General features: G+C 63.2%; 19 protein-coding genes. 10 read left to right on the top strand and 9 right to left on the bottom strand.

The features are described 5' to 3' along the window. The first annotated feature begins 128 nt into the window (after positions 1-128). From RX328_RS03180 to RX328_RS03160, 5 genes are all read left to right on the top strand, one after another. On the top strand, positions 129-1,526 hold the full coding sequence (locus tag RX328_RS03180; protein WP_213251678.1) for a cytochrome ubiquinol oxidase subunit I: 1,398 nt from the start codon (positions 129-131) through the stop codon (positions 1,524-1,526). Further along, a complete protein-coding gene (cydB, locus tag RX328_RS03175; protein WP_249726393.1) occupies positions 1,523-2,533 on the top strand; it encodes a cytochrome d ubiquinol oxidase subunit II in 1,011 nt (336 codons plus the stop codon). The genes RX328_RS03180 and cydB overlap by 4 nt, the downstream gene beginning before the upstream one ends. 29 nt (positions 2,534-2,562) lie before the next feature. After that, positions 2,563-2,661, top strand: a complete 99-nt coding sequence (locus RX328_RS03170; protein WP_197427214.1) for a DUF2474 domain-containing protein — start codon at positions 2,563-2,565, stop codon at positions 2,659-2,661. 176 nt (positions 2,662-2,837) lie between these two features. Then, positions 2,838-3,437 (top strand): L,D-transpeptidase, encoded by a 600-nt coding sequence (locus RX328_RS03165; RefSeq protein WP_213251677.1) that lies wholly within the window; start codon positions 2,838-2,840, stop codon positions 3,435-3,437. A 52-nt stretch (positions 3,438-3,489) separates the two neighbouring features. Beyond that, on the top strand, positions 3,490-4,530 hold the full coding sequence (locus tag RX328_RS03160; RefSeq protein WP_213251676.1) for an amino acid ABC transporter substrate-binding protein: 1,041 nt from the start codon (positions 3,490-3,492) through the stop codon (positions 4,528-4,530). A gap of 234 nt (positions 4,531-4,764) precedes the next feature. Here RX328_RS03160 and RX328_RS03155 read toward each other — a convergent pair whose 3' ends face one another. Together RX328_RS03155 and RX328_RS03150 are read right to left on the bottom strand one after the other, a co-directional pair. Next, positions 4,765-5,904 carry an acyl-CoA dehydrogenase family protein gene (locus RX328_RS03155; RefSeq protein ID WP_213251675.1) on the bottom strand — a complete coding sequence of 380 codons (1,140 nt, stop codon included), beginning with the start codon at positions 5,902-5,904 and terminating at the stop codon, positions 4,765-4,767. A gap of 148 nt (positions 5,905-6,052) precedes the next feature. Beyond that, positions 6,053-7,237 (bottom strand): acyl-CoA dehydrogenase family protein, encoded by a 1,185-nt coding sequence (locus RX328_RS03150; protein ID WP_213251674.1) that lies wholly within the window; start codon positions 7,235-7,237, stop codon positions 6,053-6,055. 162 nt (positions 7,238-7,399) lie between these two features. Here RX328_RS03150 and RX328_RS03145 point away from each other — a divergent pair, with 162 nt between their 5' ends. Both RX328_RS03145 and RX328_RS03140 read left to right on the top strand, forming a co-directional pair. After that, positions 7,400-7,945 carry a carboxymuconolactone decarboxylase family protein gene (locus RX328_RS03145; RefSeq protein WP_213251673.1) on the top strand — a complete coding sequence of 182 codons (546 nt, stop codon included), beginning with the start codon at positions 7,400-7,402 and terminating at the stop codon, positions 7,943-7,945. A gap of 189 nt (positions 7,946-8,134) precedes the next feature. Next, positions 8,135-8,629 carry a VOC family protein gene (locus RX328_RS03140; protein WP_065747683.1) on the top strand — a complete coding sequence of 165 codons (495 nt, stop codon included), beginning with the start codon at positions 8,135-8,137 and terminating at the stop codon, positions 8,627-8,629. Positions 8,630-8,641: 12 nt separating this feature from the next. Here RX328_RS03140 and RX328_RS03135 read toward each other — a convergent pair whose 3' ends face one another. Next, on the bottom strand, positions 8,642-9,145 hold the full coding sequence (locus tag RX328_RS03135; protein WP_312018012.1) for a DUF2938 domain-containing protein: 504 nt from the start codon (positions 9,143-9,145) through the stop codon (positions 8,642-8,644). Further along, positions 9,138-10,019 (bottom strand): class I SAM-dependent methyltransferase, encoded by an 882-nt coding sequence (locus RX328_RS03130; RefSeq protein WP_213251672.1) that lies wholly within the window; start codon positions 10,017-10,019, stop codon positions 9,138-9,140. Before RX328_RS03130 ends, RX328_RS03135 begins: the two co-directional genes overlap by 8 nt. 77 nt (positions 10,020-10,096) lie before the next feature. On the opposite strand from RX328_RS03130, the gene RX328_RS03125 reads away from it, so the two are divergent. Continuing rightward, positions 10,097-10,531 carry a helix-turn-helix domain-containing protein gene (locus tag RX328_RS03125; RefSeq protein WP_213251671.1) on the top strand — a complete coding sequence of 145 codons (435 nt, stop codon included), beginning with the start codon at positions 10,097-10,099 and terminating at the stop codon, positions 10,529-10,531. A 40-nt stretch (positions 10,532-10,571) separates the two neighbouring features. On the opposite strand, the gene RX328_RS03120 is transcribed toward RX328_RS03125, so the two are convergent. From RX328_RS03120 to RX328_RS03100, 5 genes are all read right to left on the bottom strand, one after another. Further along, a complete protein-coding gene (locus RX328_RS03120) occupies positions 10,572-11,810 on the bottom strand; it encodes an MFS transporter (protein WP_213251670.1) in 1,239 nt (412 codons plus the stop codon). A gap of 193 nt (positions 11,811-12,003) precedes the next feature. Continuing rightward, the gene (locus RX328_RS03115; RefSeq protein WP_213251669.1) at positions 12,004-12,363 is read right to left on the bottom strand and encodes a nuclear transport factor 2 family protein; all 360 of its coding nucleotides are present in this window, start codon (positions 12,361-12,363) and stop codon (positions 12,004-12,006) included. 14 nt (positions 12,364-12,377) lie between these two features. Continuing rightward, positions 12,378-13,622, bottom strand: coding sequence for an MFS transporter (locus tag RX328_RS03110; protein ID WP_213251668.1), 1,245 nt, complete (start codon positions 13,620-13,622; stop codon positions 12,378-12,380). A gap of 105 nt (positions 13,623-13,727) precedes the next feature. Further along, the gene (locus tag RX328_RS03105; RefSeq protein WP_213251667.1) at positions 13,728-14,423 is read right to left on the bottom strand and encodes a DUF938 domain-containing protein; all 696 of its coding nucleotides are present in this window, start codon (positions 14,421-14,423) and stop codon (positions 13,728-13,730) included. A gap of 36 nt (positions 14,424-14,459) precedes the next feature. Continuing rightward, entirely contained in the window at positions 14,460-14,849 is a 390-nt protein-coding gene (locus RX328_RS03100) for an ArsR/SmtB family transcription factor (protein ID WP_213251709.1), read from the bottom strand. 218 nt (positions 14,850-15,067) lie between these two features. Between RX328_RS03100 and soxC the strand changes: the two genes are divergently transcribed. Both soxC and RX328_RS03090 read left to right on the top strand, forming a co-directional pair. After that, on the top strand, positions 15,068-16,312 hold the full coding sequence (soxC, locus tag RX328_RS03095) for a sulfite dehydrogenase (protein WP_213251666.1): 1,245 nt from the start codon (positions 15,068-15,070) through the stop codon (positions 16,310-16,312). After that, positions 16,296-16,970, top strand: coding sequence for a c-type cytochrome (locus tag RX328_RS03090; RefSeq protein ID WP_213251665.1), 675 nt, complete (start codon positions 16,296-16,298; stop codon positions 16,968-16,970). Before soxC ends, RX328_RS03090 begins: the two co-directional genes overlap by 17 nt. The last annotated feature ends 8 nt before the right edge of the window (positions 16,971-16,978 follow it).

The following is a 16,978-nucleotide window of genomic DNA, read 5'->3' as shown; positions in this document are numbered from 1 at the left end:
GCGGCATGCAGGTACAATCGTCGCATCGGGCGTGGTAAGATACACGTCTGGTCCGGACGCAATTTTCGAAAACTGTAGTTCCGTTTTTGAAAGATCGCGCCCGGCGAAATTAGTGACGGGTGGTGTCGATGTTTGAAGGCTGGGATGCGGTCGTATTGGCCCGGGCGCAGTTTGCTTTCACGATGTCGTTCCACATCATCTTCCCGGCCTTCTCGATCGGGCTCGCCAGCTATCTCGCCGTGCTCGAAGCGCTGTGGCTCGTGACCGGGCGCGAGGTTTACATCAACCTGTTCAACTATTGGCTGAAAATTTTCGCCGTCGCCTTCGCAATGGGCGTGGTGTCGGGCATCGTGATGTCCTACCAATTCGGCACCAACTGGTCGGCCTTTTCCGACAAGACCGGCCCGGTGATCGGCCCGCTAATGGCCTATGAGGTGCTCACCGCATTCTTCCTCGAAGCGGGTTTCCTCGGCGTGATGCTGTTCGGCCTGAACCGCGTCGGTCCAAAACTGCATTTTCTGGCGACGCTGATGGTCGCGATCGGCACGCTGATTTCGGCGTTTTGGATCCTGTCGGCCAATTCCTGGATGCAGACGCCGGCGGGCCATACCGTCAATGAGGCCGGTCAATTCATCGCCGCCGACTGGCTGAAAGTGATCTTCAATCCGTCGTTCCCATACCGTCTCGTGCACATGGTGCTGGCGGCGTATCTGACCACCGCACTGGTGGTCGGCGCGGTCGGTGCTTGGCATCTGCTGCGCGATCGGCACCTCGCCGGCCCGCGCGTGATGTTTTCGATGGCGATGTGGATGGCGACGTTGGTGGCGCCGATCCAGATCATCGCCGGCGATCAGCACGGGCTCAACACGCTGGAGCACCAGCCGGTGAAGATCATGGCGATGGAAGGCCATTTCCAGAGCCACAAGCACGGCGCGCCTTTGATCCTGTTTGGCCTGCCCAACCAGAGCGCCGGCAGGGTCGACTACGCGGTCGAAGTGCCGAAGCTCGGATCGCTAATTCTAAAACACTCGCCGGATGCGCCGATGGCCGGCCTCGACACGGTGCCGCGCGAAAACTGGCCGCCGGTGGCGATCACGTTCTGGTCGTTCCGCATCATGGTCGGGATGGGATTGCTCATGCTGGCGCTCGGCATGTTCAGCCTGTTGATGCGTGTTCAGGGCAAGCTCTACGATTCCCGGCTGTTGCACATGTTCGCGGTCGCAATGGCTCCGGCGGGCTTCATCGCCGTGCTTGCGGGCTGGATCACCACCGAGGTCGGCCGCCAGCCGTTCACGGTCTATGGATTGCTGCGCACGGCTGAATCCGCCTCGCCGCTGGCGGCGCCCGCGGTCGCCTCCTCGCTGATCGCCTTCATCATCGTCTATTTCGTGGTGTTCGCGGCCGGCGTAATCTACCTGCTGCGCCTGATGACGGCGCCGCCGCATCCAGGCGAAGAGGGAATGGCGCACGAGGCGCCGATTCGCACCGCCGGCATCACCCCGGCTGCCCAGGGGGCCGGCTCATGAACATCGCGGTCGATCTCGCCACCGTCTGGGCGTTCATCATCGCCTTTGCCGTGTTCGTCTATGTCGTGATGGACGGCTTCGATCTCGGGCTTGGCATCCTGTTTCCGCTGTTTCCGGAGAAGCGCGACCGCGACGTCATCATGAACAGCGTCGCCCCGGTGTGGGACGGCAACGAAACCTGGCTGGTGCTCGGCGGCGGCGGCCTGATGGCGGCCTTCCCGCTCGCCTATGCCGTGCTAATGCCGGCGCTCTATACGCCGATGATCGTGATGCTGCTCGGCCTCGTATTCCGAGGCGTCGCCTTCGAATTTCGCTGGCGGACGACAGCCGCACGCAACCGCTGGGACATAGCCTTTTTCGGCGGGTCGTTGCTGGCGACGCTGGCGCAGGGCATCGCGCTCGGCGCCATCCTGCAGGGCGTGCATGTCGAGGGGCGGCACTATGCCGGCGGCTGGTGGGACTGGCTGACGCCGTTCAGCATTCTAACCGGCGTGTCGCTGGTGATTGGCTATTCGCTGTTAGGGGCGACATGGCTGGTCATGAAGACGGAAGGCGAGTTGCGCGACCGCGCCTATCACCTGAGCTGGGTCCTGTTGCTCGCGATGCTCGGGGCCATCGCCGCGGTCAGCATCGCGACGCCGTTCCTCCATATACAGTACACCGAGCGCTGGTTCGCCTGGCCGAACGTCCTCGTCACGGCACAGGTACCGATTTCGGTTGCTGTAGTCACCGCCCTGTTGCTGCGCAGTCTCGCCAAGAAATACGACTACCAGCCGTTCTTTCTCGCGCTGGCGTTGTTTATGCTGTCCTATGCCGGCCTTGGCATCAGCATGTATCCGTATATCGTGCCGCAGAGCATCACGATCTGGCAGGCGGCGGCACCGCAGAACAGCCAGCTCTTCATGCTGGTCGGCGTCGCCGGACTGATCCCGCTCATCCTCGGCTATACCGCCTGGGCCTATTGGGTGTTCCGCGGCAAGGTCAAACCCGAGAGTGGCTACCATTGAAGCCCAACGAGCCGGCCCGTCGCCCTCTCATGCAGCGCCTGCTGTGGTTTGCCGCGCTCTGGCTCGGCGGCGTCGGCACCGTCGCGCTGATTTCGTTTTGTCTGCGGCTGTGGATCGCGCCGAAATAGGGCAGGCGGGATTTCCCTTGAATTTGGTGGATGACGAAAATGGACGACATTTCAGTCACGTATCCGCCGCATTCGCCCTAAACTTGCCATCAAGCCAGCCCTGAGATTTGATGGTTCCGCTGATTTGCCAAGGCGCCAACCATTTGGCCGCCGTGCCAACAAGGAGAATTTCTGCGATGAAAAAATTTCGGCACCTGATCTGGATGGTGATCGCCGCCGGCGGCCTGATCCTTTCGGCCTCGCAGAGCCAGGCGCAGATGCGGCAGCCCGATGTCGGCGACCAGCCCGGTCTGCTCCCCGATGAATCCGTCGAACTCGATCCGCAGTTCAGGAAGACCGCGGTGCTCTATCGCACCAACGAACCGCCGGGCACCATCATCATCTCGACCCAGGATCGCCACCTCTATCTGGTGCAGGGCAATGGCCGCGCGTTGCGTTACGGCATCGGCGTTGGCCGCGAGGGATTCCAGTGGCAGGGGCTGCTCAATATCACCCGCAAGGCGGAATGGCCGGACTGGACGCCGCCACCGGAGATGATCGCGCGCCAGCCCTATCTGCCGCGCTTCATGGCCGGCGGACCCGGCAACCCACTCGGCGCGCGGGCGATGTATCTCGGCACCACTGTCTACCGCATCCACGGCACCAACCGACCCGACACCATCGGCACCGCCGTCTCCTCCGGCTGCTTCCGGCTGGTCAATGCCGACGTCGCCGATCTCTATGAGCGCGTGCCTGTCGGCACCAAGGTGATCGTGCGGCAGAAGCCGGAGCTTTAATTACGACGCGGCTTCTCCCGCCGATCCATTCCCCTGAAATAGTGAGTTAAAAATGCTACGGACATTTCGAGGCGGCCTCCTGATTGGGCTGGCGGTCGCAATCGCGATTGCGGCTGGCGCAATTACCTATGAGCGTTACGACACCAAGACGCTGAAGCGGACGATCCGCCGCGGCGACGTGCTGTGCGGCGTCAACAAGGGCCTACCCGGCTTCTCGATCCCCGACGACAAGGGCGACTGGACCGGATTCGACGTCGATTTCTGCCGCGCGGTCGCCGCCGCGATCTTCGACGATCCCAAGAAGGCGAAATTCGTGCCGCTGGATGCCAACGAGCGCTTCAAGGAGCTGCAGAGCCGAAAGGTCGACATCCTCTCGCGCAACACGACCTGGAGCATGTCTCGCGAGAGCAATAACGCCCTCTATTTCCCGGCAGTCGCCTATTATGACGGCCAGGGTTTCATGCTGCCGCGCTCGCGCAACATCGATTCCGCGCTGGACCTCAACAACAGCAAGGTTTGCGTGCAGGAGGGGACGACGACGGTCCTCAACGTCGCCGACCATTTCCGCGCCAACAACATGAAATATACCGAAGTGAAGTTTCCTAGGCTGGAAGATGTGCTCAAGGCCTATGAATCCGGCAAGTGCGACACCTTCACCGCCGACGTCTCTCAGCTCTACGCGCTGCGCTTGAATCTGATCCAGCCGAGCGATCACGTCATCCTGCCCGACGTAATTTCCAAGGAGCCGCTCGCTCCCGTGGTGCGCCAGCGCGACGACGACTGGATGATGATCGTGAAGTGGACGCTGTATGCGATGATCAACGCCGAGGAACTCGGCATCACCTCGAAGAACATCGACGAGGCGCTGAAGTCGAAGAAGCCTGACGTGATGCGGCTGGTCGGCACCGAAGGCGCCTATGGCGAAGATCTCGGTCTGCCCAAGGACTGGGCCGCCCGCATCATCCGCCATGTCGGCAACTACGGCGAGGTTTACGAGCGCAATGTCGGCGAAGGATCCAAGCTGAAGATCCCGCGCGGGCTGAATTCGCTGTGGAGCAACGGCGGGATTCAGTATGCGCCGCCGATACGGTGACGGCCATCAGGCCGTCATTCCGGGATGGTCCGAAGGACCAGACCCGGAATCTCGAGATTCCGGGTTCGTGCTTCGCACGCCCCGGAACGACAACCAGTTTCCAAGCGGTTGTGTTTGCCTCCTCTCATCCTGAGGAGCGCGCATAGCGCGCGTCTCGAAGGATGAGGCCACCAGCCGGGCCGCATGGTTCGAGACGCCGCGCTAATGCGCGGCTCCTCACCATGAGGGGAGAAATCAATACCCCTTCATTCGCGCCAACTGGTCGGCGTGGTAATTGCTGTCGCCGAACAACTCCTGGCAGACCCGCGCGCGCTTCATGAAGAAGCCGATGTCGAACTGGTCGGTCATGCCCATGCCGCCGTGCATCTGCACGCCCTCCTGCACCGCCAGCGTCGCCGTAGTGCCGGCCTTGGCTTTTGCCACTGACACGGCCGCGCCCGCGTGCTCGAAATCACCGTCGAGCGTCTGCAGCGCCTTCAGCACCGCGGCGCGGGTGATCTCGATGTCAATATAAAGCTGGGCTGCGCGGTGCTGCAGCGCCTGGAATTCGCCGATCAATTTACCGAACTGCTTGCGCTCCTTCAGATACGTTACGGTGCGGCCGAACACCTCTTCGCTCAAGCCGACCATTTCGGAAGCTACCGCACCGCAGCCGATATTGAGTACATCTTCCAATAACGCGCCGCCCTGGTCGACCTCGCCGAGCACCTGATCGGCATTGACCTCGACATTGCTGAATTCGATTCGTGCAGCATTATGTGCGTCGACCATCACCGTACGTTCGATCGCGATGCTCTTGGCCTTGGGATCGACCAGGAACAGCGTCAGCCCGTTGCGCTCGCCGGCCGCACCGCCGGTGCGTGCCACGACGATCAGAAGATCGGCGATGTGGCCGTCGACCACCAGCGCCTTGGCGCCGTTCAGCTTGAAGCCGTTGCCGGAGCGCACCGCCTGCAGCTTGGTCTGCAGCGGGCGATGCTTGGTTCCTTCATCGATCGCAAGCGCAGCCAATAGCGACCCGTCGGCGATCTTCGGTAGATGCGCCGATTTCTGCGCTTCGCTACCGCCGCGGGAAAGCGCTGATACGGCGAGCACCGCGGTCGAGAGAAACGGCGACGGCATCAAAGTGCGGCCGATTTCCTCCATCACCACGCCGGCCTCGACACAGCCGAGCCCGCTGCCGCCGAAACTTTCCGGCACCAGCAATCCGGAAAAGCCCATCTCGGCAAACGCCTTCCAGAGCTCGCGCGAGAATCCCGTTTCGTCCTTGCTGTCGCGCAGGTGACGCAGATGCGACACCGGTGCCTTGTCGCTGATAAGGCCGCGCGCACTGTCGCGCAGCATGGATTGTTCTTCGGTGAGGACGAGGGGCATGGGGATTCCGTTACGCTGATCTTGGACTGATTTCGCTCTTGATCCTCATGGTGAGGAGGCGCCTTGGCGCCGTCTCGAACCATGAGGCAGATATCGGGGCCTCATCCTTCGAGACGCGCTCCGCGCTCCTCAGGATGAGGGATTCAGGTCAAGCCCCCGGCAGATCGAGGATGCGCTTGGCGACGATGCCGAGCATCACCTCGGAGGTACCGCCTTCGATCGAGTTAGCCTTGGTGCGCAGCCAGGCGCGCGGACGTGCGCCGCCTTTCGAGCGCTCGCTTTCCCATTCCAGCGCGTCGATGCCACCGGCCGACATCAGGATCTCGTGGCGGCGCTTGTTGAGTTCGGTACCGTAATATTTCATCGCCGACGAAAACGCCGGATGCGACTGGCCGGCCTTGGCGAGATCGATCGCGCGTTCGGCCACAGCCGCAAACGCCGCCTCGTCGATGTCGAACGCGGCGATCTGGCCGCGCAGCATGGCATCATCGAGCCGGCCGGAATCGTCGCTACCGACGGAATCGGCCGCGACCTGCCCAAGCGGACGGCCGATACCGCGCTCGCCAGTGCCTGATATCATCGCGCGCTCATGCTGCAGCAGATATTTTGCAACATCCCAGCCGCGGTTGACCTGGCCCACCACATGCGATTTCGGCACCCGCACATTATCGAAGAAGGTTTCGCAGAACGGCGAATAGCCGGAGATCAGAAGAATCGGCTTGGTCGAGACGCCCTTCGAGGCCATGTCGAACAAGATGAAGCTGATGCCATCATGCTTCTTCGCCGTGGGATCGGTGCGCACCAGGCAGAAAATCCAGTCGGCGTAGTTCGCATACGACGTCCAGATCTTCTGGCCGTTAATGATGTAATCGTCGCCGTCGCTCTCGGCGCGGGTCTGCAGCGAGGCGAGGTCCGATCCGGCGTTCGGCTCGGAGTAGCCCTGGCACCACCGGATCAGGCCCGCGGCAATCTTCGGCAGGTGCTCTTTCTTCTGCGCCTCGGTGCCGTATTTCAGCAGCGCCGGCCCGAGCATCCAGATGCCGAAGCTCGAGAGCGGCGAGCGCGCGCCCATCGCGGCCATTTCTTCACGCAGCACCTTGTGCTCGTCGGGTTCCAGCCCTCCGCCACCATACTCCTTCGGCCAGTCCGGCACGGTCCAGCCCCTGTCCCGCATCCGCTCAAACCAGACGCGCTGCGGCTCCGAGGAGAATTTGGCGTTGCGACCACCCCAGTAGGTATCGCTTTCGGAGGTCATCGGCCGTCGCATTTCCGGCGGACAATTGGCCTCTAACCAGGCGCGGGTTTCACGGCGGAATGTCTCCAGATCGGACATGTCGGCGTTTCCATGTGGGAATGTTTGGAAGCGACCTTAGCCCTCGCGTTGCGGAATTCAATATATGCCTGACGTCAGCCCATGCCGCTCTGGCGGTGGTCACGATGCCCGATCGGGTGTATGCGCTAGGCGATAACGATTGAAAAACAAGAGGAAACCGGCATGCGGCTGAAGTTGCTTTCGCCTGGCGAAATGAACGCCGAGCAAAAAGAAACCTACGACGAGGCCATCGCCGGCAAGCGCGGCGCGCCGCCGGCGCCGATGATGGCCTGGCTCAACAGCCCGGAGATGGCGCGGCACGCCACGCGGCTCGGCGAGCAACTGCGTTTCAACACAATCTTCCCTGCAAAGCTTTCCGAAATTGCCATTCTCGTCACCGCGCGGCACTGGACGTCGCACTACGAATGGTATGCGCACAAGCGCCTGGCGCTGAACGGCGGCATGGATCCGAAGGTCATCGAGGACATCAGAGACCGCCGCACGCCCGTCTTCGATGACCCCAAGGGCCAGACGATCTATGATCTCGCCAAGTCGCTGCATGAGGGCCACGGCGTGTCGCAGGCGCTGTATGATGAGGCTGTCGCGCTGCTCACTGTGCGCGGCGTGGTCGAAATTATCGGCCTATGCGGCTATTACACGATGGTGTCGATGACGTTGAACACGTTTGAGTTCGGGCTGCCAGACGGCGAAGTGTCCGATCTTGCGTGAGGAAAATCCGCGCCTACGTGTCCCGGACGCGGTGCAGCGCTTCTTAAGCGGTGCACCGCAGAGCCGGGACCCCATGCCGGCCCTAACATAGGCCCCGGCTTAGCAGCGCATCGCCGGAGTCGCGCGAAGCGCGATCCCGAGCGCGCTGCGCAGCATCCGGGGCACGCCAACCTTCAGAACGGAGACAACATGCCCCAATCCCCACCCATCGTCGCCGGCACGCGGATCGGGCATGTCCATCTCAAGGTCGCCGACCTCGAACGCGCGCTCGGCTTCTATTGCGGCGTGCTCGGATTCGAGGTGATGCAGCGGATGGGTTCTGGCGCGGCATTCATTTCGGCCGGCGGTTATCACCACCACATCGGCCTCAACACCTGGGAGAGCAAAGGCGGCCATCCGCCGCCGCCGGGCACCACCGGCCTGTTTCACACCGCCATTCTCTATCCTACCCGCCCGGCGCTGGCGGATGCGCTCTACCGCGTGATCCAGGCCGGCATCGAGCTCGACGGCGCCAGCGACCACGGCGTAAGCGAGGCGCTCTATTTGCGCGATCCCGACCAGAACGGCGTCGAGCTCTATCGCGACCGGCCGAAAGAAGAATGGCCCCGCGCACCCGACGGATCGCTCGCGATGTTCACCAAGCGGTTGGATCTGGAGGATCTGCTGCGGCAGCGGGAGGCTTAGGGCGGCACATCGTCAAACCATACTCAACAAACTTGTGAGCCAGCCGGACACATAGAGACCGAGACCGAAAATCGCGTGCGTGAGGAGGCTATGCAGGCGAGCGGCCATCGTGTGCGACGTGCGGCTGGCGGCGACGCCGAGACCCATCCCGGGCTGCATCAGCAGGAACGGGAAGATCACGCTACCGATGCCGAGAACCAGCGGAGGACCGATGGTTGGACGACGCACCCAGTCGAGACCCCAGATCGCAAGCAGCATAGCTGCGAGCGCGATGCCGATCAGATAGTGGGCGCCCCACCCGATCAGGCGTTCGCCCTGCACGGGCGGAGAGTCGGCGATCTGATCGTGGCGAAAACGCCCGCGCAGCAGATGGCCGATCCAGCGGCCCACCAAGCCATAATCCAACGGAGCAATGCCGAGCAGTCGCTTCCGCGCTGCGGTCCAGCCGTCCATCGTCGCGGTCGCGCCTGCTCCAATCAGGACCGCTTGCACGAGATAGTTCGTCGCCTCAACCACACACCGCCTCCCCCGCCGCGCCCGAAGCAGACCGTGCTCGAGCGCCGACCATCCAGCAGGCCGCTGTGAAGCGGACCTCCGCTCCGTGCACGAAAGGAGAAAAAGCGGCGCGAACCGTCTCGATGACCTGCGCGCGGGTCTCGCTGTCCGTCTCCTGGAGGGCCAGGCCGACGGGACCGAGTTGCGACAAGTAGCGGACCAGTTCCTTCTCCGACAGAGTGCAGGCGACATCGATGGGCCGGATATCGATTTCGGCCCAGCCGCTCTCCTGCAGGATGCCGTTGACCCGGCTGCGATCGGCGAAGGCGAATTGTCCCGGTGCGCCCGGCCGGCGGGCGGGTAGATTTGGCAGTAACGGTGCCGCAGCACGCTCGGCGGTCGTCATGAACGGATTTTCCGCGGGCCCGCGCCAGGCAATGAACCGCAACTCGGCGTTATTCTTGGCGGCGCGCCGGAGGTTCGAGAAGGCGCGAACCGGATTTCCGAAGAACATCACGCCGAAGCGCGAGATGATCGTGTCAAAACTATCGAGCTGGAACGCATAGGTCTCCGCGCTGGCGCAAACGAAGCTCGCCGGCACGCGCTCCGATTCAGCGCGGGCTCGGGCGGCCGCGATCATCGGCTCCGAAATGTCGATGCCGGTGCAAGTTCCTTTTGTTCCGAGCAGCCGCGCGACCGCAAGCGTTGTGCCGCCCGCGCCACAGCCGACGTCGAGCACGCATGCATCGGACCGGGAGGCAACTGCTTCGAGGAGCATTTCCTCGAATGGTTTGAATATCTGCTCGATCATGTCCTGAGTTCCAAGCCAGGCGCGTGCCGCGGGACCGTTCCAAAGCCTCATCTGCTCGTCATCGTCTAGCTGCGTTGCATCCATGATCCGCGTTCCTTGTTGCTTGCCTTCACCGAAGGATGGCCACATGATGCCAGTTCAAGTCCACTTGAGGTCAAGAGATGAATGGCATGGATATCGCGGAGGTGGCGCAGCGATCCGGCGTTCCCGCCTCGACGCTGCGGTTCTACGAGGAAAAGGGGCTGATCGCTTCGATCGGAAGGCGTGGTCTGCGCCGCATGTTCGATGCGAACGTGCTGGAGCGGTTGGCGCTGATAGCGGTGGGGCGCGCCGCCGGATTTTCGCTCGACGAGATCACCCGGATGTTCGCGCCCGACGGGCGGCCGCGTATCGACCGGAAGGTGCTCATGGCGAAGGCGGAGGAATTAGACAGGACCATTCGCAAACTGAACGCCATGCGGGACGGCCTGCGCCATGCCGCGGCGTGCCCCGCGCCAAGTCACATGGAATGCCCGACCTTCCGCCGCATTCTGCGCGCTGCCGCGTCGGGTGCTATTGGTCGACGAGAGAGGGCTCGGCGGCCATCGCGGCACTAGTCCGGTAACGGCAATCGTCATCGTTCAGCCGGAAGCCTCTTCACCTGGACGTTCTGCGAATCATGACCAGCACCGCCGCCGTCAGCTCCACCGCGATGCAGCCGTAGAACGGTAGCGCATAACTACCCGAGAGATCGCGCAACAGGCCGACCACGCCGGGACCGAACGCATACGTGATCTGGTTGATCGCCGTGATCAAACTGACCAGCACGCCGAACGAACGCGGATCGAATTCGCGCTGCACGATCAGCGCCGGCAATGTGATGAGGTTGCCGACGGAAAAGCCGAACAGCGCGCAGGCTGCGATCAGCACGTATTCGTTATGCACATTGATGACGATGAGCAGCGCCGCCGCCTGGCTGACAAAGGACAGCGAGGACGCCAGCCGCTGGTTCATCCGGTCGATCACGAAAGAAAACAGCACCCGGCCAACCACCGCCATCGCCGTCAACAGCGCCACCGCAATCGCCGCCTGCTGCCGCCCGATCACCGTATCCAGAAACGCGATCAGGTGGACGATGAAGCCGACCTGCGCGAACAGCACCAGCGCGAATGCCGACGACACCGAAAGAAAACCGATATCGCGAAAGGCGCGTGCGCGAATTTGCGTCGGCGACGGCGCGTCGGCAGTGTCGAGCCCGCCCGCACTCAGGTGAAGCGGCGGCCGTCCGACCAGCAGCAGGATCACCGGAACCATCAGCGCAACCATTACGGCGGCCGACGCCGCCATGGCACCGGCGAAGCCGAAATAGCCGATCGCGGTCACCAGCAGCGGCACGCCGACGATGCCGCCAAAGCTCGCGCCATTCAGCGCCAAGCTGATCGCCATGCCGCGCTTATTGTCGAACCAGAGGCCCAGCGTATTGGTGATGATGCCGAGGCTGGTGCCGGCCCAGCCGAACGCCAGCACGGCATTGGCGAGGTAAAGCTGCCAAGGCTCGCGCACCTGACCGATCGAGATCGCCGCCGCGGCCATCGCCAACGTGCCTGCGATCAGGCAGTTGCGCGGCCCGAACGCCTTGATGGCTTCGCTGACGAAGGCGACCAGCGCCGCGCCGAACAGATAGAAAAACGTGGTGCCGGACGAAATCAGCGATGCCGGCCAGCCGTGCAGCCGCTGCAGCTCGGCGACATAGACGCTCTGGCCGTAGAAGCCGAGCCCCCAGCCGAAGGTTGCCAGCAGGAAACAGACGGCGACGATGCGCCAGCCGTCGTAGCGGATAGAGGTCTCGTCGATGGAGATGTGAGTGAGATGGCTATCCAACTTTTCGTGCTTCATCTGCTCACCACACCGTCATGCCCGGGCAAAAGCGCGAAGCGCCTCTTCGCGCTAGACGTCCCGCGCATCCACGCCTTTTTGCTCTCGGAGACAAAGACGTGGGTGGCCGGGACAAGCCCGGCCATGCCAGCGAGGCTTAGCAGATCGAAACGCCAATTGCTTCGGCGCGGGCCGAACTGTCAGCAGGTGGCAGCTAGGCCGGTTTCGACGGATCGTAGAAGAACCGCTCGCGCCAAACTTTGTCGCCGCGCCATTCCTGCAGCGCGACCTCGTCGAACCGTCCGGTCTTCCCGGACTTGTACACGAACTCGAACACCCAGTGGATCGCGACATGGTCGCCCTCGACGATCGAGGTCACGCAGGTCGAGGTCACGCTTTTGACCCGCTCCAACACCGCGCGCTCATGCGCTACCAGCACGTCGCGGCCGACTCGCGGTGCGGCGGCGTTCTCCTGCATGCTGGCGTCCTCGGTGTAGAAGCGCTCGATCGCGCCGGCATGGTCGCCGGAGACGACGGTGGCGATGAATTCATCGAGACGGGCGCGCGACGGCATGGGACCTCCGGTAATCAGACACTCGGATCGGGAATCTCGTTGACCGCCTGCAGCTTCGCGCGACGCTTGGCAAGTGACGCAAACGACAGCACTGCAAGGCCGAGCAGCACCGGCGGGAACACCACCATGTTTACCATCGACCAGCCGTAATGCGCCAGCAACTGGCCGGACGAGAACGACCCCAGCGCCATCATCCCGAAGATCAGGAAGTCGTTGAACGCCTGCACCTTGTTGCGCTCCTGCGGCCGGTGCGTCTCCAGCACCAATGCCGAGGCGCCGATAAAGGCAAAGTTCCAGCCCACGCCGAGCACGATCAGCGCCGCCCAGAAATGCAGCGCGGTGATGCCGGAAAGGCCGATCGCGGCAGCGACGGCTTCCAGGGTCAGGCCAAGTGCCACGATTGTCGGTGCGCCGAAGCGGGCGATCAACGTTCCCGTGAAGAAGCTCGGGCCGTACATCGCCACGATGTGCCACTGGATGCCGAAATTGGAATCGCTCACCGTGAGCCCGCACATCTTCATGGCGAGCGGCGCCGAAGTCATGACGAGATTCATCATCGGGTAAGCAATCACGCCGCACAGCGCCGCGGCAATGAAGCGCGGTTGCCGCGCAATCTCGAACAGCGGCCGCCCGCCGTGCATGTCCGACGGTGCCGGCTTCGGCGCGTCGACGCTCCACAGCACCGCCGTCGCCACCAGCGCGACGAACGCCTGCACCACGAAGCTGAACGCAAACAGATAAGGCGGCCAGATATCCATGGTCCACTGCACGAGCTGCGGACCGAGCACGCCGGCGAACACGCCGCCGGCCATTACCCAGGACACGGCTTTCGGCCGGAATGCGGCGCTGGCGCCGTCAGCGGCGGCAAAACGATAGGACTGCGCGACTGCGCCGTAGAGGCCGCCGAGGAAAGTTGCGAAGCAGAACAGCCAGAACGACGCGTAGAGAACGGCGGCGGCGGCGAGCGCACCGGTGAGGATTCCACAGAAGGTACCAACGATAAACGCAACACGGCGGCCATACGCGCGCGAGATCGCGCCCGTCGGCAGCGTGCCGGCGGCGAGCCCCAGCACGTACATCGACAGCGGCACGGTGGCGAGCGAGATATCAGGCGCCAGCGTCGCGCCCACGATCGAGCCCGTGGCGAAAATCACCGCCGAATTGGCGCCGGTCAGCGCCTGCGCCGCAGCGAGCCGCAGCACGTTGGCGCGCGCGCGAGCGTCATTGGCGATCTCTTGGTTGGCTGTGGTATCCAGCATCGGCATTCCCGCCCGGTAGGCCCCGGGGCCGGGAGCCTCGTTATTGATTCCGCGGCACTATGAAGACACGGGGCGGCGCGATCAACCGACGCAAACGGGCGCGCGCTATGCGCCGACGTCACCCTTTGTGGATGGCGCGAAGGCCACGATCATGTTGTTGGCCGGCATTGGTACGGTTTCGACCAACGTAAGGCCGACCTTCTCGGCCAATGTACTGAGTTCTCCGATATCGCGCACGCCCCATTCGGCGTCCTGCTCGCGCAGGCTGGTGTCGAACACGGCGTTGCTCATCGCGGTGTGCTTGCCGTCGCGCTTGAACGGGCCATAGAGAAACAGCCGCCCGTCATCACGGAGATAGCGCGCCGCGCCGGCGAACAGGCCCTCAGCCACGCGCCAGGGCGCGATGTGGATCACGTTGGCGCAGAACACCGCCAGCAGTTTGCCCGGCCCGCTGCCGTCATGCATCGCCGGACACCAGGCCGGATCGGCGAGATCGACCCGCAGCGGCGAACGAATGTTCGGCAAGGCGGCATGCGCCCGCCACGCTTCGATGCTTTTGAGATGCCGTTCATTGAGATCGCTCGGCCACCAGATGATGTCAGGCGTATGTTTTGCGAAATGCACCACGTGCTGGCCGGTGCCGCTGCCGGCCTCCAGCACGTCGCCGGATTTGCCGGCGAGAAATTTCTGCAGCACCGCCCAGATCGGCTCGTGGTTGCGGTGGAATGCCGCCGCGTCGAGCCGGCCGTCGGGCTCGACCGGCCGGCCGTCCTTGCCGAATTCCACTACATACTCAGCCATCGCAGTTCGGTCCCGAAAAAATCAGTGGCGCAGCGATCACTTCAGATCGCCGCAGAAGATCTCCTTCAACACCCCAAGCAGACGCAGGGTGCGCTGGTCGGCGACGCGATAATGCAGCGTCTGCGAGGTCCGGCGGAATTCCACCAGCCCGTCGGCGCGCAATTTCGCCAGATGCTGCGACAGCGCGGACTGGCTGAGATTCACGATGGCGACCAGTTCGCCCACCGTCATCTCGCCGCGCACGGCAAGAAAGCAGAGGATCAGCAGACGCTTTTCATTGGCGAGCATTTTCAGAAGCTGCGCGGCGTCACCGGCCTGCTTCGCCAGCTTCTTCAGCGCCGCCGCGTCGTCGGCGCCGGGGGCGAAGGCCGTCTCTTGCCTAGTCTCTTGTTCAGTTTCTTGGGCTGCCGGGGCGGCTGCTCTCATCACTGCAAATCCGGTATCTTTTTCCGCGCCTGCGAAGCACACATACCACACTAGCGCGCCGGGCCTTCTTTAGCATTGACTAAATTAGTAAATGTGGATATTGGTTCCAAAAAGCAAGAATTGATGCGGCGACGCGGCCGCGAGGGGAAGAAAACGTGCGGCCAGACCCGTTACGCAGCAAAGCTGTTCTCTCTGATCCCGCCGCCCCGGACACCCCGATGGGCCGCCGCCGCTTTCTTGGCCTCGGCGCAGCCCTGACCGGCAGCCTCGTCATTGGCGGCAAACCGGCCGTGGCTGACACCGCGCAGGAGTCTCCCCCCGCAGACGCGCCCTGGTCGCAATCGATCGGCGCCGGCGTGGCCGATCGGCCCTATGGCCGCCCCGCCGATACCGAAGCTTCCGTCATCCGCCGCAACGTGCCCTGGTTGACCGCGAGCGCGGAATCGTCGGTGAGCTTTTCGCCCCTGCAGGACCTGCACGGCATCATCACGCCAAACGGATTGTTCTTCGAGCGCCATCATGCGGGACGGCCCGACATCGATCCGGCGCAGCACAAGCTGATGATCCACGGCCTTGTCGAGCGGCCGCTGCTTCTCTCCATGAAGGACATCATGCGCTTCCCATCTGTGTCGCGCATCCATTTCATCGAATGCCCGGCCAATGGCGGCATGAACTGGCGTGCTGCGCAGATGAATTCGCTGCAGTTCAGCCACGGCATGGTCAGTTGCGCGGAATGGACCGGTGTCAAGCTGTCGACGCTGCTGGAGGAGGTCGGCATCAAGAAGCAAGCGAAGTGGGCGATGGTCGAAGGCGCCGACGGCGCGCATATGAACCGCAGTCTGCCGCTCGACAAATGCCTCGACGATTGCCTCGTGATCTATGCGCAGAACGGCGAGGCGCTGCGGCCCGAACAGGGTTATCCGCTGCGGCTGGTGGTGCCGGGCTGGGAAGGCAACGTCAACATCAAGTGGCTGCGCCGGATCAAGCTCGGCGAAAAGCCGTGGCACACCCGCGAGGAAACCTCGAAATACACCGACCTGATGCCGGACGGCACCTCGCGCGGCTTCACCTGGCTGATCGACGCCAAGTCGGTCGTTACCTTTCCCTGCCCCGAGAAGCCGCTCGATGGACCCGGCCTCTACGAAATCCGCGGACTGGCCTGGACTGGCAACGGCAAGGTCAAGCGCGTCGATGTCTCCATGGACGGCGGCGTCAACTGGCAGACCGCGCGGCTACACGAGCCGGTGCTGTCGAAGGCGCTGACGAAATTCACCCTGCCCTGGCGCTGGGACGGCAGGCCCGCGCTGGTCGCATCCCGCGTTATCGACGAGACCGGTTATGTGCAGCCGACAATTGCACAACTGCGCGCACAGCGCGGCTCAAACTCGGTCTACCACAACAATTCGATCCAGACCTGGCAGGTCAAGCCCGACGGAAGCGTCTTCAATGTACAGCTCGCGTAAGATTTGCCTGCCGATCATGGCCATCCTGCTTGCCTGCGCCGCAAGCCTCGCCGGCGCGGCCGAACCCGGCTCGTTCGGTTACGGCAGTGTGGCGACGCCGGCGCAGATCGCCGGCTGGGACATCGACGTGCGCGGCGAGGACGGAACGGGCCTGCCGCCCGGCAAGGGCACCGTCGACCGGGGCGCCGAGGTTTATGCCGAACAATGCGCTGCGTGCCATGGAACCTTCGGCGAAGGCGAAGGCCGGTTTCCGAAGCTGGTGGGCGGCGTCGGATCGCTCCGGGACGAGCGCCCGGAGCCGACGGTCGGCAGCTACTGGCCGTTCGCCCCGACCCTGTGGGACTATATTAACCGCGCCATGCCGATGCAGGCGCCGCACACATTGTCAGCGGATGACGTTTATGCTTTGACCGCCTATATTCTGAACCTGAACGATCTCGTTTCCCATGAATTCGTTGCCGATCGCAACAGTTTGCCGAAAGTCAAAATGCGCAATCGCGACAATTTCGTCTGGGCCGACCCGCGCCCCGATACGATGGCAAAACCCTGCATGAGCGATTGCGTTAACGCCGCCGATGTCAGGATATCATCGACGGCCGAGGGCAGGAATCTGACGCCGCGCACGACCGGGCCGCTTGATACGATGCAACCGAAGTAGAATTACGG

Source organism: Bradyrhizobium sp. sBnM-33 (genome assembly GCF_032917945.1).
Classification (GTDB): Bacteria; Pseudomonadota; Alphaproteobacteria; order Rhizobiales; family Xanthobacteraceae; genus Bradyrhizobium.
This window is presented reverse-complemented; position numbering and strand designations above follow the sequence as displayed.

What these genes read in the sequence shown, in the direction of transcription:
- cydB (WP_249726393.1), top strand. Translation starts at nt 1,523, where the DNA reads ATGAACATCGCGGTCGATCTCGCCACCGTCTGGGCGTTCATCATCGCC.
- RX328_RS03130 (WP_213251672.1), bottom strand. Translation starts at nt 10,019, where the DNA reads ATGGATGCAACGCAGCTAGACGATGACGAGCAGATGAGGCTTTGGAAC.
- RX328_RS03115 (WP_213251669.1), bottom strand. Translation starts at nt 12,363, where the DNA reads ATGCCGTCGCGCGCCCGTCTCGATGAATTCATCGCCACCGTCGTCTCC.
- RX328_RS03155 (WP_213251675.1), bottom strand. Translation starts at nt 5,904, where the DNA reads ATGCCCCTCGTCCTCACCGAAGAACAATCCATGCTGCGCGACAGTGCG.
- RX328_RS03090 (WP_213251665.1), top strand. Translation starts at nt 16,296, where the DNA reads ATGTACAGCTCGCGTAAGATTTGCCTGCCGATCATGGCCATCCTGCTT.
- RX328_RS03110 (WP_213251668.1), bottom strand. Translation starts at nt 13,622, where the DNA reads ATGCTGGATACCACAGCCAACCAAGAGATCGCCAATGACGCTCGCGCG.
- RX328_RS03145 (WP_213251673.1), top strand. Translation starts at nt 7,400, where the DNA reads ATGCGGCTGAAGTTGCTTTCGCCTGGCGAAATGAACGCCGAGCAAAAA.
- RX328_RS03105 (WP_213251667.1), bottom strand. Translation starts at nt 14,423, where the DNA reads ATGGCTGAGTATGTAGTGGAATTCGGCAAGGACGGCCGGCCGGTCGAG.
- RX328_RS03150 (WP_213251674.1), bottom strand. Translation starts at nt 7,237, where the DNA reads ATGTCCGATCTGGAGACATTCCGCCGTGAAACCCGCGCCTGGTTAGAG.
- RX328_RS03180 (WP_213251678.1), top strand. Translation starts at nt 129, where the DNA reads ATGTTTGAAGGCTGGGATGCGGTCGTATTGGCCCGGGCGCAGTTTGCT.
- RX328_RS03165 (WP_213251677.1), top strand. Translation starts at nt 2,838, where the DNA reads ATGAAAAAATTTCGGCACCTGATCTGGATGGTGATCGCCGCCGGCGGC.
- RX328_RS03120 (WP_213251670.1), bottom strand. Translation starts at nt 11,810, where the DNA reads ATGAAGCACGAAAAGTTGGATAGCCATCTCACTCACATCTCCATCGAC.
- RX328_RS03170 (WP_197427214.1), top strand. Translation starts at nt 2,563, where the DNA reads ATGCAGCGCCTGCTGTGGTTTGCCGCGCTCTGGCTCGGCGGCGTCGGC.
- soxC (WP_213251666.1), top strand. Translation starts at nt 15,068, where the DNA reads ATGGGCCGCCGCCGCTTTCTTGGCCTCGGCGCAGCCCTGACCGGCAGC.
- RX328_RS03140 (WP_065747683.1), top strand. Translation starts at nt 8,135, where the DNA reads ATGCCCCAATCCCCACCCATCGTCGCCGGCACGCGGATCGGGCATGTC.
- RX328_RS03160 (WP_213251676.1), top strand. Translation starts at nt 3,490, where the DNA reads ATGCTACGGACATTTCGAGGCGGCCTCCTGATTGGGCTGGCGGTCGCA.
- RX328_RS03125 (WP_213251671.1), top strand. Translation starts at nt 10,097, where the DNA reads ATGAATGGCATGGATATCGCGGAGGTGGCGCAGCGATCCGGCGTTCCC.
- RX328_RS03100 (WP_213251709.1), bottom strand. Translation starts at nt 14,849, where the DNA reads ATGAGAGCAGCCGCCCCGGCAGCCCAAGAAACTGAACAAGAGACTAGG.